The following is a 15,209-nucleotide window of genomic DNA, read 5'->3' on the forward strand; positions in this document are numbered from 1 at the left end:
AAGTTTGTCCAATTTTTTATACAAAACAGCCACCAACATGTGGCAGCTGTTCCCATTGTAAATAAAGAAGATCCTTCTTTGCTTTTTGTCAATGCAGGCATGAATCCTTTTAAGGATATTATCTTAGGAAACCAATCCATTACCCATCCACGTTTAGTAAGTGTACAGCCTTGCCTGCGTGTTTCTGGTAAACATAATGACCTGGAAGCGGTTGGCATAGATACCTATCACCATACCCTCTTCGAAATGTTGGGTAATTGGTCTTTTGGAGATTATTCTAAACACGCAGCCATTCAGTGGGCATGGGAACTCCTTACAGGCGTTTATAAATTGCCTAAAGATAGGATCTATGTAACGGTCTTTGCTGGCGATAGCCAAGATGGCTTGCCGTACGATTCCGAAGCAGCTGCTTGCTGGGCCCATTATCTCCCTGCAGCACATATTCTTTCTTTCGCTAAAAAAGATAATTTTTGGGAAATGGGTGAACAGGGCCCCTGTGGGCCCTGTTCAGAAGTGCATATAGATATACGCCCTGAGGCAGAACAAAAAGCTATCCCCGCCACAGGGCTGGTAAATAGAGGCCATCCCCACGTTATAGAAATTTGGAATTTGGTTTTTATGCAATACAATCGACAAGCTTCAGGTAAGCTGGTTGACCTTCCTAAGCAGCATATCGATACCGGAATGGGGTTTGAGCGATTGGCTATGGTATTACAAGGCAAATCATCTACCTATGATACCGATGTTTTTATGCCCCTAATAGAAAAAATAGAATGGATTTCAGGAAAAAAATATAACCAAAGTGCAGCTATTGCTATGGCCATGCGGGTCATTGCAGACCATGTACGTGCAGTGGCCTTTGCTATTGCCGATGGACAGCCTCCTGCTCATAACAAAGCAGGTTATGTAGTACGCCGTATTTTGCGTAGAGCTATGCAATATGGCTATAGCTATTTACATATAGAAGGGCCCTTTATATACCAATTGGTAGCTGTTTTGGTAGCACAGGTAGAAAATTTTTATCCAAACCTGCGTACGCAGCAAGGCTATATTGAACAAGTTATCCAAGGAGAAGAAAAAGCCTTTGTAAAGACCTTAGCTATGGGATTGCAGCTTTTGAACTGCCTAGATCCCCATCAGGTTAACCAGGGGGTAATAGAGGGCCAGGTAGCTTTTGAACTCTACGATACCCATGGATTTCCTTTAGACCTAACGATGTTGATTGCCAAAGAGAAAGGTCTAACCGTAGATGAAGAAGGCTTTCAACAGGCACTTCAGAAGCAAAAATTGCGTTCTCAAAAAGATGCGGTTACTCGTTATGGTGATTGGCAACTGCTCAAACCAGATACCCCTACACGTTTTGTAGGATTTGATCATCTGGTCGTGACTACTTCTATTGTACAATGGCGTACTATTACCGATAAACAAGGTATGCGATATCAATTGGTATTGGAAACCACCCCTTTTTATCCCGAAGGAGGAGGGCAAGTAGCAGATAGTGGTGTGATTTTATCTGAAAATGGGTCTATTGCTGTTGTAGATGTGCAAAAAGAATATGGCCTTATTGTCCATACCGTGCTGCAATTACCTACTCCATTAGAGGGGCCGGTAGAGGTTCGTGTAGATGAAATAAAACGAACATCGGCGGCTATAAACCACACGGCTACCCATCTTTTACAAGCAGCCTTAAAAGAGGTGCTTGGCTCCCATGTAGCCCAAAAAGGTTCCTTGGTTACGTCCACTTGCTTACGGTTTGATTTTGCCCACCCAACTAACCTATCTGTTACGCAATTGCACACAGTGGAAGCTATTGTTAATACAAAAATTAGGGCTAATATAGTCTGTTTGGAGCAGCGTACCGTCCCGCTAGGGGAAGCTAAAAAAATGGGCGCGCAAGCGCTATTTGGTGAAAAATATGGATCAGAAGTACGGGTCATTACTTTTGATGAAAATTTTTCTATAGAACTTTGCGGTGGCACGCACGTAAAATCTACAGGCCAAATCGGATGGTTTAAGATCGTAAGCCAAACCGCTATAGGTACAGGTGTGCGCAGAATAGAAGCTGTAACGGCCAGTAGAGCAGAGCATTTTGTAGCAAAAAAATTGGATACCTTAACAACCGTAGCTGCTTTGCTCAAACAACCGAAAGATTTGGTGAAGGCGGTAGAAACCTTGATCAAGGAGAAAAAACAGTTACAGCAACAACTAATGGCGTATCAAGCAAAAGAAATTTGGCAGATAGCCCAACAACTGTCTGTAGAACAACTAGGCGATATCTCCCTCTTGATTCACGAAGTGCAAGTTCCTTATGCGGATGCATTGAGACAAATTGCTTTTCAGTATAAAGCGCAGTACGAGAAAATTTTTGTAGCATTGGCTGCTCATTTGGGTAACAAAGCAGTTGTAACTATTCTGGTATCAGATGCGTTGCTGCCATCTTACCATGCCCATGCTATTATGCAAACCATCGCTCCACTTATTGGAGGAAAAGGAGGAGGGCAGCCTTTTTTTGCGACAGCTGGAGGCGATAAGCCAGCAGGCATAGCCATGGCGCTGCAAGCAGCAAGAGCAGTGTTTGCTATGCCCCATTCAACAGAGTAATAATGGGTATTTGTCTAGCCCATGGGATTTTTGTATATTACACTAGAATTTTTTAAATTCTATTCTTAGAATTTTTTAAATTCCATTCTTGCGTAAGAAATTATTACCCATTGCGTAAGAAATTATTACCAGTACCTAATACCTAAATTATTATATAAGCTTTATGGATGGCAGTACTTTACAACTTACAGACAGTTTATTTAATGATATAATTAAACAGCATGAGCTTGTTTTAGTTGATTTCTGGGCACCTTGGTGTGGACCTTGCCTAAAACTTAGTCCTGTTATGGAGCAGCTTGCTTCCCTTTATAAAGGGAAAGCCATTATAGGTAAACTTAATATAGATGATAATGCGGAAACCCCTTCTAAATATGAAATTAAAACCATACCCAGTATATTGATTTTTTATGAAGCTTTACAAGTAGAACGTTTGGTTGGAAATGTACCAATAGATACCATACAGCTAGCGCTGAATAAATATTTGTTTAAGGAGAAATTTTAACGTAGTATGCTATATTTGCTTATTTTAAAGTTCCTAACGTGATTAACTTGGTAGTATGTATTTAGAGGCTATGGTAGTAGAAATTATTTTTAATACGTATTTTTACGTATCCGTTTTTCAGCTTTCAGACTAAAATTTTCAACAGCTTTGTTCACCAGCGCTTGATTTTTTTTGGCTACTTTTTTGATCAAGGAAAAAAAGTAGCTTTAAAAGAAGTAGTTTTATTTAACTTAGACTTGTTTGTAAATAAGCGTTTAGGCTCTTTATGAGCTTTTTACGTCTTCCCATCCATGCCATCTATTACCAAAAATCTCAAAACTTTTGTTTGGTATTTTGTCAAACAGTGCAAATGGCATTTTTTTGCTATGGCTTGTTTCCGAATATGCTTTGTACTAGACAATTTAGTTTTGCCCTATACTTTTGAGCTACTATTCCAGCGGCTTATGGAATTAGGTGACGACCGAGCAGGTTCTTGGATAAAATTTCGTTGGCTCCTTTTAGCTTTATTGTCTGTGGTGGTGCTAATAGATATTTTCTTTCGTCTATTTGACTATGTAAAAATCAGCACTATTCCTATTTTTGAGGCAAACATACGTACTTGGATAGTGCGCTATCTGCAGGGGCATTCCTATGCGTTTTTTACGGAGCATTTTTCCGGTGGTTTGGTTAAGCGCGTCAATGATTTAACAGACGGTATTAGCCAAATTATAATGATTGGCATTTCATCATTTTTACCTACATTTTGCACCATGTTGATTGGTGTACTTTCTTTTGCTTGCATACAGCCTGCTTTTGGTGCGGTTTTGATGATTTGGCTTGTATTGCATGCGACTACTTACCTTTTTTTTTCAAAAAAATGTAATGATTGTGCTGCGTTACACGCAGAAAAGGGAAGTATCTTATCAGGAAGCATCGTAGATGGATTTGCCAATATCTTAAGTATCAAACTTTTTTCCCGTAAAAATCAAGAAATAGAACATTTAGCTGCTCCACAAGCAGCAGAAAAAGAAGCCCATGAAAAGGCTTTAAGAACGATTATGTACTTACATTTTATAATCAGTGGGCTTTCTATTAGCTTTATGGGCATAGGGCTTATTTTGTCCATGATTCACTATTGGCAAATCGGTAAGCTTACCCTTCCTCAGGTTTCCTACATTTTTTATGCCGGTAGTAATATTTGTAATTTGGTTTGGGTTTCTGTAGCGGACTTTCCCGATTTTATTGAGGAAATTGGATATTGCAGGCAGGCTTTTAAATTGCTACAAGAAAAACATGCTATTACCGATTTACCGAATGCTTGTACACTTAACTGTAAATCAGGCACTATTGAATTTAAAGAGGTCTGTTTTTCTTATGTGCCTGGTAGTCCTATATTCGAAAATCAAAATATTTCTATAGCCTCTGGTGAGAAAGTAGGATTGGTTGGCCTCTCTGGTAGTGGCAAAACTACTTTTGTACATCTATTACTAAGATTTTTTGATATCAATAAAGGTGTTATTACTATTGATGGTCAGAGTATAGCTACCGTTACACAAGAATCATTGCGTGCTGCTATTTCCCTTATACCGCAAAATACACCTTTGTTTCATAATAGTATCTTAGAAAATATCCGTTATGGATATAAAGACGCAACCGATAGTGAAGTGATTGCATCTGCTAAAAAAGCACGGTGTCATGACTTTATTATGGACCTACCAGAAGGATACCATACTTTAGTCGGTGAGCTAGGATCTAAACTTTCAGGTGGCCAGCGCCAGCGTATAGCCATTGCACGTGCTATATTAAAAAATGCCCCTATTCTCATATTGGATGAGGCCACTTCTGCCTTGGATGCCGTTACGGAAACAGAAATTCAAGAAAGCTTATCTGCGGCTATGATTGGTAAAACTGCTATTATTATTGCCCATAAATTAACGGTTTTGTCTTCTATGGATCGCATTTTAGTATTTGAACAAGGCAAAGTAGTTGCGCAGGGCCCTCATAACGTATTGGTAACGACTAGTCCGCTCTATGCTTTGATGTGTAAATTACAGTTTGCAGGGGTGCATTTGTTACAATAGCAATATTACAAAGCTAGGCTAACTGCTATTTCAAATATGGTGGCTGTATGATCATCTACTTTAAAGCGTTCATCTATTCTATAGCCTACGACCCATACAATCTTATGGTTACTAGTGACTACTAGTACCTGCTCTTTGATGGCCATGGGTACCTTAAGGTCAATCAATAGATCGCTGATTTTTTTGCGTCCTTGCATACCAAGGGGATAAAAAATGTCTCCATGCTTCCATGGACGTATGGTAAGCGGAAACTGTAGCATATCGTAATGTAATGCAGCTATAAGGGCTATTTTTTTAACGCTATAATCTTGCTTTGTATACTTTCGAAAATAGAAAGTATGGTTGTAGCAGTAGCATAATCTTGTATTTGCTTCTACTGCTTGCTCCTTAGGTAGCTGGTCAATTAGCTGTTTTTTTCTTATTAGCCAATTTTTTCTATCTATATAGAGTGCATAATCAGTCGCATAGATAATCTTTCCAGTTGTGGTGTTTGTGTTAATTAAATTTTTGATTTGTTTAAAGGTAAATCCATAAGAACGTACCAGTTCAAATGCTACAGTGGCTGCCCATGGCAAAGCGGCAATAAGGTTAATGGCTATATAATGTATATCACCTTTAAAAAAGCAAATGTCCTTTTTAATATTATTCACATAATCTTGGAAAACCCTTCCTACATCTGTTAATTTTTCAACTGTCTCTTGCGTAGTAGCTTCAAAATTTGGATTGATTTGGTGTACGAGCGGAATAATTTTGTGTCGGATAAAATTTCTTTGATAATCCAGAGATGTATTAGAGCTATCTTCTCTCCAAGAGCGTTTTTCTTGTTGGGCATAGGCTATGATCTCTTTTTTTCTGGCAAAAAGCAACGGCCGTATGCATCTGCCATTGAGGGGCAGCATGCTATAAAACCCTTTGATACCTGTTCCTTTTATAAAATTTAATACAATCGTTTCAACCGCATCATCCCAGTGGTGTGCAGTAGCTACTCGATCCCATCCATATCTATCTAGTAAGGTGTAAAAGTATTGATAGCGTAGGGTTCTAGCAGCCATTTGTATAGAAACTTTGTGGGTGGATGCAAACGATTTGGTTTCAAATCGTGTACTATAGCAGGGTACCTGATAATGTTGCGCTAAATCGTTTACAAATTGGGATTCCTCCTCTACTTCTTGTCCACGTAAATTAAAATTGCAATAAGCTATGGCAAAAGGCAAGTTAGCTTGTTTAAAAAGGTGACAGAGGACAACAGAGTCTACACCGCCACTTACCGCTAGCAAAGTTGTTTTCTGTGGATCCGGTATGAGCTGTTGACTTTGTAAGAATGATAAAAAAGATGCTAACATTATTTTTTTAGTATTTTTGACTAGATTGACAAAATAAGGCCATGGTAGCAGAGGCAGTATGGTTCCAAAATTAGAGACAATATGGTTCCAAAATTATACGTATTTTTAAATACATATTCAAATATATTCGAATATTAGAGCATATATGAGGTAGTATGACCTATTAGCTATATATTGGCTATTGCCAAGTTATTCGGGGCACGGTAGAGGCATGGTTAGTAGCCATTTTAAGAGAGTAGATGGAACGCCCATTCGAGATGCTTGATATAAAACTTAACTAAATTGTAAAGTATCCGTTTAGTCATGTGGCTTATACATATCCGTGTTCGTACCCATTAGAAATAGCATAATAATGTAAATTTATAAAAAACGCGCCTTGAACAAAGCTGTGATCAGAAAAGAAAGGCTGCAAGGTAGTAGAAAATCAGCCTGTTTGAGCCTACTCTTCGTCTTTGAAAAGCTGGCTATGTTCCGCTTCGGGATTCAGCGTACTCGCATAGTTCTGCTATGCTGCGTGCGCTTCACCCTCGCGCGCCTTGCCAGCTTTCCAAATCCATTGAGTAACCATAGAGCGAGTTCTGATTTTCAGCTTGCAGCCTGAACTTTTCAACAGCTTTGTTCACCAGTGCTTGATTTTTTTGGGCTACTTTTTTTGATCAAGCAAAAAAAGTAGCTTTAAAAAAAGTAATTTTTAAAAAAATGGATAAAATCATCAATAATCTATAAAATATGGCTACCACGCAAGTGAACGGATACATTGTAAATGATGTATAATCCAATACATATAAATAATAGTTCAAACCATATGCTTCCAATAAAGTCAACCACCGTTTTGGTCATACGGCACCATGGGGAAGTGGTGATTGGTGCGGATGGACAGGCCACATTAGGCAATACCATTGCGAAAAGTAACGTTAGAAAGGTTAGAAAGCTTTTTGGCGGAAAAATTTTGGCGGGTTTTGCTGGCTCTACTGCTGATGCTTTTACGATACTCGAACGTTTTGATGAAAAATTGCAAAACTATAGAGGCAATATGAAGCGATCGGCCATTGAACTAGCCAAGGATTGGCGTACAGATCGTATGCTTAAACGATTGGAAGCTATGCTGGTAGTGGCTAGTTGCGAAGAGCTATTGCTTATTTCTGGTATGGGAGATGTTTTAGAACCAGATCACCCTTTAGTGGCTATTGGTTCAGGTAGCATGTATGCACAATCTGCCGCGATCGCATTGGTAAGGCATGCTCCACATTTAAGCGCTATGCAAATGGTTCGAGAAAGCTTGACCATAGCAGCCGATATTTGTATCTATACCAATCACAATTTTGTTTTTGAAGAGCTGAAAAATGAGGAATAAGATATGTCATTATTTTAAAGAGCTTTCTCCTCTCCAAATAGCACTTTTTAATAGTTTAGGTGATCTTTATGCTTATTGGAATGCAAAAATCAATCTTGTTTCTCGTAAAGATATAGATCATCTTTACCTGCACCATGTTTTGCATTCGCTAGCGATTGCAAAGGTGATTACCTTTTGTGCCAATACCCGTATCTTAGATTTCGGTACAGGAGGGGGCTTTCCTGGTATTCCTTTGGCCATTATGTTTCCAGAAGTAGACTTTCATTTAGTAGATTCTATAGGAAAAAAAACAAAAGTAGTGCAAGAAATTGTAAATGAGATGGGACTAAAGAATATTATCGTTTCTTGTATCAGGGGAGAAGCGTTAAGAGGATCGTATGATTTTATGGTAGGGAGAGCAGTTACCAATCTGGCGCAATTTTATAGTTGGGGAAAAGATAAGATAGCTAAAGAACAAAAAAACAGCCTGCATAATGGTATCCTATATCTTACCGGGTCGACTTCTATTATTCTACCTTCTATGCATACATATGCACTCCAGGACTTTTTTGAAGAACCATTTTTTAAAGAAAAGTGGTTGGTACATGGTTAGCTTAAGGTAAGTATCCGTTATGTTTCACTTACTGTAGAGAATAAGCCGCTACAAACGCTGTTTAAGTGTACGAATAAAAGAGATATCAAGTCCAGTAATGTGCGCAATAAGGGTAGCATCCATATTATGAGCTAACATCTTTTTTGCTATTTCAAGATTTCTTTCAGTTTTACCCTTTTCCATACCCTTTTCCATACCCTTTTCCATACCTTGCTCAATACCTTGCTCAATACCTTGCTCAATACCTTGCTCAATACCTTGCTCAATACCTTGCTCAATACCTTGCTCAATACCTTGCTCAATACCTTGCTCTATGCCTTGCTCAATACCTTGCTCAATGCCTTTCTCCATACCTTGTATGATCCCTTGTTGCATCCCTTCATCAATATATTTTTGCGCAATGGTTCGCATAATCGTAACAGTTTCTTCTTTAGATAAATGACTGGAAATGATCCGTTCTAATTCTTGNATACACGATTACACTAGGTTAACTAAAAGGGTTATTGAATTGGGTATAGATGCAAGTACTATATCGCATTATCTTGATGCATTTAAATATGGTACGCCTCCACATGCAGGAGCTGGCATGGGCCTGGAACGTATCTTACGGTCGTTTTTAGGGGTACCAGATATTCGGTATTGTAGCCTCTTTCCGCGTGATCCTAAGCGGCTATATCCTTAAGTTATTTTTTTTAAGCTGCTTTTTTGTCCAAATAAATTTAAATATAATTTTAAGATTGACCAAAATGGATATTCCTATACTAGGCATAGATGTTTCCAAAGCAACTTTTAATGTTGCTTTACTAAAAACGGATAATAAGTTTAAAAATAGAAAGTTTGCTAACAACCCGAAAGGTTTTGAAGAGCTGCAATCATGGCTACTAATCAATAAATTAACAGATCTACATGCTTGCATGGAATCAACGGGTCGTTATGAAAATAAGCTTGCCATTTATCTTTATAAACTTGGCTTTAAAGTAAGCGTTGTTAATCCAGCTAGCATTAAAGCGTTTGGTATAAGTAAGTTCACTAGGGTAAAAACAGATAAAGCAGATGGTAAACTTATTGCTATTTTTTGTCAGGTTATGTGTCCAAGGCTTTGGCAACCAACGCCAGAACAGATAATGCTTGTAAAGCAATGGGTAGACCGTTTAGATGATTTGATCGCATTTAAAATGCAAGAATCCAATAGATTAAAGTGTTCAGAGCGCTTAGATGCTAATGTTTCAGGACATATTAAAGCTACTATTGTTTCTTTAGATCAACAGATTCAAAATGTAGAAGAAAATATTAAGCAACTGATACAATCAGATCCAGATTTAGCTAATAAAACTAATTAGCCATTGTATCCGTTCAGTGGTGTGGCCTATGCGTATTTTTTTATGTTCGTATTTAAAAATAGCACAATAATGCAAGATCATAAAAACGCGCCTTGAACAAAGCTGTGATTAGAAAAATTCAGTCTGAGAGCTAGTAGAAAATCAGCCTGTTTGAGCCCAAGGCTGTAGGCCTGGGCGAGTTCTGATTTTCAGCTTGCAGACTGAATTTTTAACAGCTTTGTTCACCAGCGCTTGATTTTTTTGGTTACTTTTTTTATCAAGAAAAAAAGTAACGAATAATTTAGTAATTAAATAATTAAATTAAAAACATTTCTGCCACGCAAGTGAACGGACAATGGCGTCAACTTAAGGCAATTCATGATTAGCCTACCCTCCTATTCTACTTGGTTATCAATAACAGCTAAACCTTAAGTTGACGCCATTGAGTGAACGGATACTAGCCATTTGCTATAATCTATACAATATGGCTGCCACGCCAGTGAACGGATACATACGCTTGATCTGTTGCAACGGCCTCGTTATGTCTCACTTACTGTAGAGAATAAGCCGCTATAAACGCTGTTTAAGTGTACGAATAAAAGCGACATCAAGTCCAGTAATATGCGCAATAAGGGTATGATCCATATTATTAGCTAACATCTTTTGTGCTATTTCAGCTTTTTCTTTCTCCATACCTTTCTCTATACCTTTTTCCATACCTTTCTCCATACCTTTCTCTATACCTTTCTCCATACCTTGTATAATCCCTTGTTGCATCCCTTCATCAATATATTTTTGCGCAATGGTTCGCATGATCGTAACGGTTTCTTCTTTAGATAAATGACTGGAAATGATCCGTTCTAATTCTTGTTGTTGCGCTTCTGGTAACTTCGCATCAGTATACCATAACAACGTCTTTATACAAAGATAATTTTTTTCTTTATCTATTAGAACGGCATATGGGCATTTTGACAAAAGTTCTGCCCATACTTTTAATAAATCCCGTTTATGAATATATTTGAGCATATATTCAAACATACCCAGCTGTTTTTTCTTTAGGATCTCATCCTCTGGCATGCTTTGTAAATCAATCAGCTGATAATCTTCTGTCATGAGTTTTTTAGCGTGTTCAGGATGGCTAAACAATTGCCATAAATTTCTGGGTGCATTATATGTTTTAGCGCCATGATAGATTAAAAGAGGACAGATTAAGGGTAACCCATCTTTTTTTTGCTTATGTCGTTCGCATAATAAAAGTATGTACTTCCATAATCGCAAAGCTATCCAATGGTCTGCTGTAGCTTGTGCTTCAATCAATACATAAACAAATGCCGTATCGTGGTTTTTGGTTTGCACAGAAAATACAAGATCACTTAATTTTCTCCTTAGATCCTCTTCTACAAAAGATTCTTTTTCTATAGTAATTTTTGTTAAATCTACTATGGCCTTAAAATCAGCTGGTAAATAGTATTCTAAAAACTCTTGTGCAGCTACTGGGTTGGTTAAAATTTTCTTGATTAACGCATCATGTTTTAGGTTACTGGTCATAGCGGCTTAATATATTGAAGCATAGTGTAGGAATATATAAATTTGGTTGCTACTAAAAAATAGTTGTTGATGCTTTCCTATTGCAGTTTATTATGCATATGTATGGCGGTAGGATAAAACAAATCATTGCGAGGCCGTTACAATAGAAAACAAAAATTGTATCCGTTCAACGGTATGGCTTATGCGTATTTAAAATTTTTTGTTCGTATCCAGAAATAGCGCAATAATGTACGGTATCCGTTCAGTCATGTGGCCTATGCGTATCCGTATTCGTAAACAATTAGAAATAGGTACAAGTTCAATTATGTGATCTATGTGCCGCAGATGGGTTTATACTATGAAGCCGTTGCAATAAATCGACAGCCTAAGGACGTTGTAAAAAATGAGACCGTTGCAATAGACAACTTAAAATATACATAATTTTAAATATACATATAGAAGCAGCACGCGAATTCTTATATAATGGTGTTTTAAAGGTATGATGTAAAATTATTTTTTTATGGAGAATGCTCGTTTATTAGTAATTTTTGTTATCTTTGGTTCACTCGATCCTGGATAATATGGGAATTATAAAGAGCATCTGTTGTGCCATTTTAATTTTTTTATCTTTGTTTTTCCGTTATATATTTATTTCTGTTTGGTGTGATATATTTTGGAGCGATTGAGACGGTAGCGGTAAGATATATTTCTTTATTTTAAATCATGATTGGAATCATAGGAAAAAAGATTGGAATGACCAGTCTATATGATAGTAAGGGCCATAAGAAGGCGTGTACCGTAATCCAAGGAGGACCTTGTGTGGTTACGCAGCTCAAGACCATTTCTCTGGATGGATACCAGGCTATTCAGCTGGCTTATGACGATAAAAAAGAAAAAAACACAACCAAGTCGCTTATGGGTCATTTTACTAAAGCTTCTACTACTCCCAAACGGAAACAAGTTGAATTCAGATGTGATGATGCGGATGTATGGCAGCAGGTTGCATTGGGTCAGGTTGTTCGTGTAGAAGATGTTTTTGTGGAAGGTGAATTTGTGGACGTTATAGGTACATCCAAAGGCAAGGGCTTTCAAGGCGTTGTAAAGCGCCATGGTTTTAGCGGGGTTGGGGGGCGTTCACATGGTCAACATAATCGAGAAAGAGCACCTGGATCTGTTGGTGCCTGTTCTTATCCATCACGCGTATTCAAGGGAATGCGTATGGCTGGAAGAATGGGCGGGCATAACGTAAAGGTTAAAAACCTAAAGATTATGAGGGTTTTTCCAGAAAAAGATCTGGTCGTAATTTGTGGCGCAATTCCCGGTGCGAATAATGCGTATGTAATTTTGGAGAAATAAAGAGTATGAACCTATCAGTATTAAAATATACAGGAGAAGAGACCGGCCGAACGATTTTGTTGCCAGAGGAGATTTTTGGTATTACGCCAAATGACCATGCCGTTTATTTGGACGTCAAATCTATCTTGGCTGCTCAGCGCCAAGGGACACATAAAACAAAAAAACGTGGCGAGGTAAGTGGTTCTAGAAGAAAAATTAAAAGACAAAAGGGTACTGGTACCGCTAGGGCTGGAGATATCAAATCGCCTATATTCAGGGGAGGGGGGCGTATTTTTGGTCCACAACCAAGAGATTATGGGTTCAAATTGAATCGAAAAGTAAAAAAACTAGCAAGAAAAACGGCCCTTACTTATAAAGCTATAGCAAACAATATCGCTGTTTTGGAACCTTTTTCTTTTGATACGGCCAAAACCAAGGTCTACCTGGATTTGCTGCAAAATTTGTCTGTGCTTAATGAAAAAACGTTATTGATATTACCCTATGTAGATAAAAATATTGTGCTATCCAGTAGAAATATTAAAACAGCAAAGGTTATTTGTGCGGATCATATGAATACGTATGATCTTTTGAATGCACAAAAACTTTTGATTGTTGAGAGTGCCATAGCCACTATGGTAAAACATTTGACATACTAAGACTATTAAGACTATTAATTAAGACTATTAAGATGAGTATCCTAAAAAGGCCCTTGGTAACAGAAAAAGTATCAGCGCTCAATAAATATGGTGTATATAGTTTGATTGTGGATGAACATGCTGATAAATTTGAGATAAAAAAAGAAATCGAAGGTTTTTACGGTGTGACCGTAACTAAATTAAATACTATGCGTTATGCTGGTAAAAGAAGATCTGTTCCTACGAAAACATGTACCGTAAAAGGACGTAGGCCTTCTTATAAGAAAGTGATTGTGACGTTAAAAAAGGGAGATATGATAGATTTTTATAGTAATATTTAGTCTTCCGTTATGCGTTTAACTATAACTGTTAGCTGATTTATAGAAATTTATGTCATTAAAGAAACTTAAACCGATTACCCCTGGGCAGCGCTTTAGAATAGCGTCAAATTTCTCTACTACTATTACTACTGCTAATAAACCAGAGAAAACACTCTTAGTGAAAACTAAGCGTACAGGAGGTCGGAATAATCGTGGTAGAATTACCGTTCCCCATAGGGGAGGAGGACACAAAAGGCGTCTTCGTCTTATTGACTTCAAACGGAGGAAATTAGAAGTGCCTGCATTTGTGCATTCTATTGAATATGATCCCATGCGTACGGCATACATTGCATTATTGCATTATGTTGATGGAGAAAAAGCTTATATTATAGCTCCAGAAGGGCTTCGAGTGGGAGCAAAAGTGGTAGCAGGTCCGAAAGCCCCCATAGAACTGGGTAATGCTATGGCTATGAAAGATATCCCTTTGGGTACGGTGATCCATAATATTGAACTAGCCCCTGGACGTGGTGCCGCGTTAGCTAGGAGTGCTGGGTCTTATGCACAATTACTTTCTAAAAGCGGAAAGTATGTTACGATTAAGTTGCCTTCTAGTGAAAGACGTTTGGTATTAGATACTTGCATGGCTACTATTGGATCGGTTTCTAATAGTGACCATAGGAATGTGACCATTGCTAAAGCCGGTCGCAATCGTTGGCTCGGTAAAAGGCCGCGTGTAAGGGCAGTTGCCATGAATCCTGTTGATCACCCAATGGGTGGTGGGGAAGGAAAAGCCTCGGGCGGTCACCCTAGGTCCTTTAAGGGACTATATGCCAAAGGTAAGAAAACAAGGGATACACATAAATATTCTACTAAATTGATCATTAGTAAAAAGAAAAAAAAGTAAAAAATAATGGGTAGATCTATAAAAAAGGGAGCCTACGTAGAGAATCATTTACAGAGTAAAATAGATGTGCTTAATACATCTGGTAAGAAAATGGTGCTGAGGACCTGGTCTAGGCGGTCAACTATTACGCCTGATTTTGTAGGCCATACTTTTGCTGTTCATAATGGCAATAAATTTATTCCTGTTTTTATTACTGAGTCGATGGTAGGCCATAAGCTAGGTGAATTTGCATTAACTAGAACTTTTAGGGGACATACGACTAAAAAAAGATAATTTAAACTATGGAAGCAATAGCAAGGTTAAGAAAACTACCTGTATCTGCGCGTAAGGTTAGCCTATTGGCTACGCTTATTAGAGGTAAAAGCGTGGCTATGTCGTTAGCTATTTTGCAAACAAGACCACAGCCGTCTTCTGTTATGTTGAGGAAGCTCTTGCTTTCTGCTATTTCGAATTGGCAAAACCATAATCCCGATTCTTTGGACGATGCCCATATGGTGGTGGTAAAGACCATAACCGTAGATAGGGCGAGAATGGCCAAAAGAATTATGCCCGCCCCAAGGGGTGTGGCGCACAAGATTAGAAAAAGATCGAGTCATGTGTGTATTGTGGTAGATAGTGCAACAAGTGTTGCAACTGCCAAGTATAAGGTAGTTGCGGATACAGTGGCGTAAGAAAATTATAAGCGAATAAATAGACAATAAATAGATAAATCATACC

The 15,209-nt window shown here is 38.1% G+C and carries 16 protein-coding genes; 13 read left to right on the top strand and 3 right to left on the bottom strand.

Annotated features, from left to right (window positions below; translation table 11 throughout):
• From alaS to EDM02_RS02730, 3 genes are all read left to right on the top strand, one after another.
• Positions 1 to 2,601, top strand: a 2,601-nt coding sequence (alaS, locus tag EDM02_RS02720; protein ID WP_123663042.1) for an alanine--tRNA ligase, incomplete at its 5' end; no start/stop codon positions are given.
• Between the two features lie 163 nt (positions 2,602 to 2,764).
• Entirely contained in the window at positions 2,765 to 3,103 is a 339-nt protein-coding gene (gene trxA / locus EDM02_RS02725; RefSeq protein WP_123662881.1) for a thioredoxin, read from the top strand.
• A gap of 407 nt (positions 3,104 to 3,510) precedes the next feature.
• Entirely contained in the window at positions 3,511 to 5,163 is a 1,653-nt protein-coding gene (locus tag EDM02_RS02730) for an ABC transporter ATP-binding protein (protein WP_184891104.1), read from the top strand.
• Between the two features lie 5 nt (positions 5,164 to 5,168).
• Here EDM02_RS02730 and tilS read toward each other — a convergent pair whose 3' ends face one another.
• A complete protein-coding gene (tilS, locus tag EDM02_RS02735; protein ID WP_123662884.1) occupies positions 5,169 to 6,506 on the bottom strand; it encodes a tRNA lysidine(34) synthetase TilS in 1,338 nt (445 codons plus the stop codon).
• Positions 6,507 to 7,311: 805 nt separating this feature from the next.
• Here tilS and hslV point away from each other — a divergent pair.
• Positions 7,312 to 7,860, top strand: a complete 549-nt coding sequence (hslV, locus tag EDM02_RS02740) for an ATP-dependent protease subunit HslV (RefSeq protein WP_123662886.1) — start codon at positions 7,312 to 7,314, stop codon at positions 7,858 to 7,860.
• Positions 7,850 to 8,452, top strand: coding sequence for a 16S rRNA (guanine(527)-N(7))-methyltransferase RsmG (gene rsmG, locus EDM02_RS02745; RefSeq protein ID WP_123662888.1), 603 nt, complete (start codon positions 7,850 to 7,852; stop codon positions 8,450 to 8,452). Before hslV ends, rsmG begins: the two co-directional genes overlap by 11 nt.
• Before the next feature lie 48 nt (positions 8,453 to 8,500).
• Here rsmG and EDM02_RS05665 read toward each other — a convergent pair whose 3' ends face one another.
• The gene (locus EDM02_RS05665) at positions 8,501 to 8,863 is read right to left on the bottom strand and encodes a FliH/SctL family protein (RefSeq protein ID WP_184891105.1); all 363 of its coding nucleotides are present in this window, start codon (positions 8,861 to 8,863) and stop codon (positions 8,501 to 8,503) included.
• Between the two features lie 37 nt (positions 8,864 to 8,900).
• Here EDM02_RS05665 and EDM02_RS06150 point away from each other — a divergent pair, with 37 nt between their 5' ends.
• Both EDM02_RS06150 and EDM02_RS02760 read left to right on the top strand, forming a co-directional pair.
• Positions 8,901 to 9,134, top strand: coding sequence for an amino acid--tRNA ligase-related protein (locus tag EDM02_RS06150; protein WP_123662890.1), 234 nt, complete (start codon positions 8,901 to 8,903; stop codon positions 9,132 to 9,134).
• A 64-nt stretch (positions 9,135 to 9,198) separates the two neighbouring features.
• Positions 9,199 to 9,792: an IS110 family transposase gene (locus EDM02_RS02760; RefSeq protein WP_123662893.1), complete on the top strand. Its 594-nt coding sequence runs from the start codon at positions 9,199 to 9,201 to the stop codon at positions 9,790 to 9,792.
• Positions 9,793 to 10,341: 549 nt separating this feature from the next.
• Here the strand turns inward: EDM02_RS02760 and EDM02_RS02765 are convergent.
• Positions 10,342 to 11,319, bottom strand: coding sequence for an Rpn family recombination-promoting nuclease/putative transposase (locus EDM02_RS02765; protein WP_123662895.1), 978 nt, complete (start codon positions 11,317 to 11,319; stop codon positions 10,342 to 10,344).
• A gap of 702 nt (positions 11,320 to 12,021) precedes the next feature.
• On the opposite strand from EDM02_RS02765, the gene rplC reads away from it, so the two are divergent.
• Genes rplC through rplV form a run of 6 tightly spaced genes read left to right on the top strand, consistent with a single transcriptional unit; the run spans position 12,022 to position 15,163 of the window.
• Positions 12,022 to 12,654, top strand: a complete 633-nt coding sequence (gene rplC / locus EDM02_RS02770) for a 50S ribosomal protein L3 (protein WP_123662896.1) — start codon at positions 12,022 to 12,024, stop codon at positions 12,652 to 12,654.
• A gap of 5 nt (positions 12,655 to 12,659) precedes the next feature.
• Positions 12,660 to 13,289 carry a 50S ribosomal protein L4 gene (gene rplD / locus EDM02_RS02775; protein WP_123662898.1) on the top strand — a complete coding sequence of 210 codons (630 nt, stop codon included), beginning with the start codon at positions 12,660 to 12,662 and terminating at the stop codon, positions 13,287 to 13,289.
• A 32-nt stretch (positions 13,290 to 13,321) separates the two neighbouring features.
• Positions 13,322 to 13,609 (top strand): 50S ribosomal protein L23, encoded by a 288-nt coding sequence (gene rplW / locus EDM02_RS02780; RefSeq protein WP_123662900.1) that lies wholly within the window; start codon positions 13,322 to 13,324, stop codon positions 13,607 to 13,609.
• A 49-nt stretch (positions 13,610 to 13,658) separates the two neighbouring features.
• Positions 13,659 to 14,492, top strand: coding sequence for a 50S ribosomal protein L2 (rplB, locus tag EDM02_RS02785; protein WP_123662902.1), 834 nt, complete (start codon positions 13,659 to 13,661; stop codon positions 14,490 to 14,492).
• A 6-nt stretch (positions 14,493 to 14,498) separates the two neighbouring features.
• Complete coding sequence (gene rpsS / locus EDM02_RS02790; protein WP_123662904.1) at positions 14,499 to 14,765, top strand: 30S ribosomal protein S19; 267 nt, start codon at positions 14,499 to 14,501, stop codon at positions 14,763 to 14,765.
• Positions 14,766 to 14,773: 8 nt separating this feature from the next.
• Positions 14,774 to 15,163: a 50S ribosomal protein L22 gene (gene rplV, locus EDM02_RS02795; RefSeq protein ID WP_123662906.1), complete on the top strand. Its 390-nt coding sequence runs from the start codon at positions 14,774 to 14,776 to the stop codon at positions 15,161 to 15,163.
• The last annotated feature ends 46 nt before the right edge of the window (positions 15,164 to 15,209 follow it).

The organism is Candidatus Cardinium hertigii (assembly GCF_003788695.1).

Coding starts and splice junctions, on each gene's coding strand:
- rplD (WP_123662898.1), top strand. CDS start 12,660: ATGAACCTATCAGTATTAAAATATACAGGAGAAGAGACCGGCCGAACG.
- EDM02_RS02765 (WP_123662895.1), bottom strand. CDS start 11,319: ATGACCAGTAACCTAAAACATGATGCGTTAATCAAGAAAATTTTAACC.
- rplV (WP_123662906.1), top strand. CDS start 14,774: ATGGAAGCAATAGCAAGGTTAAGAAAACTACCTGTATCTGCGCGTAAG.
- rpsS (WP_123662904.1), top strand. CDS start 14,499: ATGGGTAGATCTATAAAAAAGGGAGCCTACGTAGAGAATCATTTACAG.
- rplB (WP_123662902.1), top strand. CDS start 13,659: ATGTCATTAAAGAAACTTAAACCGATTACCCCTGGGCAGCGCTTTAGA.
- rplC (WP_123662896.1), top strand. CDS start 12,022: ATGATTGGAATCATAGGAAAAAAGATTGGAATGACCAGTCTATATGAT.
- rplW (WP_123662900.1), top strand. CDS start 13,322: ATGAGTATCCTAAAAAGGCCCTTGGTAACAGAAAAAGTATCAGCGCTC.
- EDM02_RS05665 (WP_184891105.1), bottom strand. CDS start 8,863: ATGCGAACCATTGCGCAAAAATATATTGATGAAGGGATGCAACAAGGG.
- tilS (WP_123662884.1), bottom strand. CDS start 6,506: ATGTTAGCATCTTTTTTATCATTCTTACAAAGTCAACAGCTCATACCG.
- rsmG (WP_123662888.1), top strand. CDS start 7,850: ATGAGGAATAAGATATGTCATTATTTTAAAGAGCTTTCTCCTCTCCAA.
- EDM02_RS02760 (WP_123662893.1), top strand. CDS start 9,199: ATGGATATTCCTATACTAGGCATAGATGTTTCCAAAGCAACTTTTAAT.
- hslV (WP_123662886.1), top strand. CDS start 7,312: ATGCTTCCAATAAAGTCAACCACCGTTTTGGTCATACGGCACCATGGG.
- trxA (WP_123662881.1), top strand. CDS start 2,765: ATGGATGGCAGTACTTTACAACTTACAGACAGTTTATTTAATGATATA.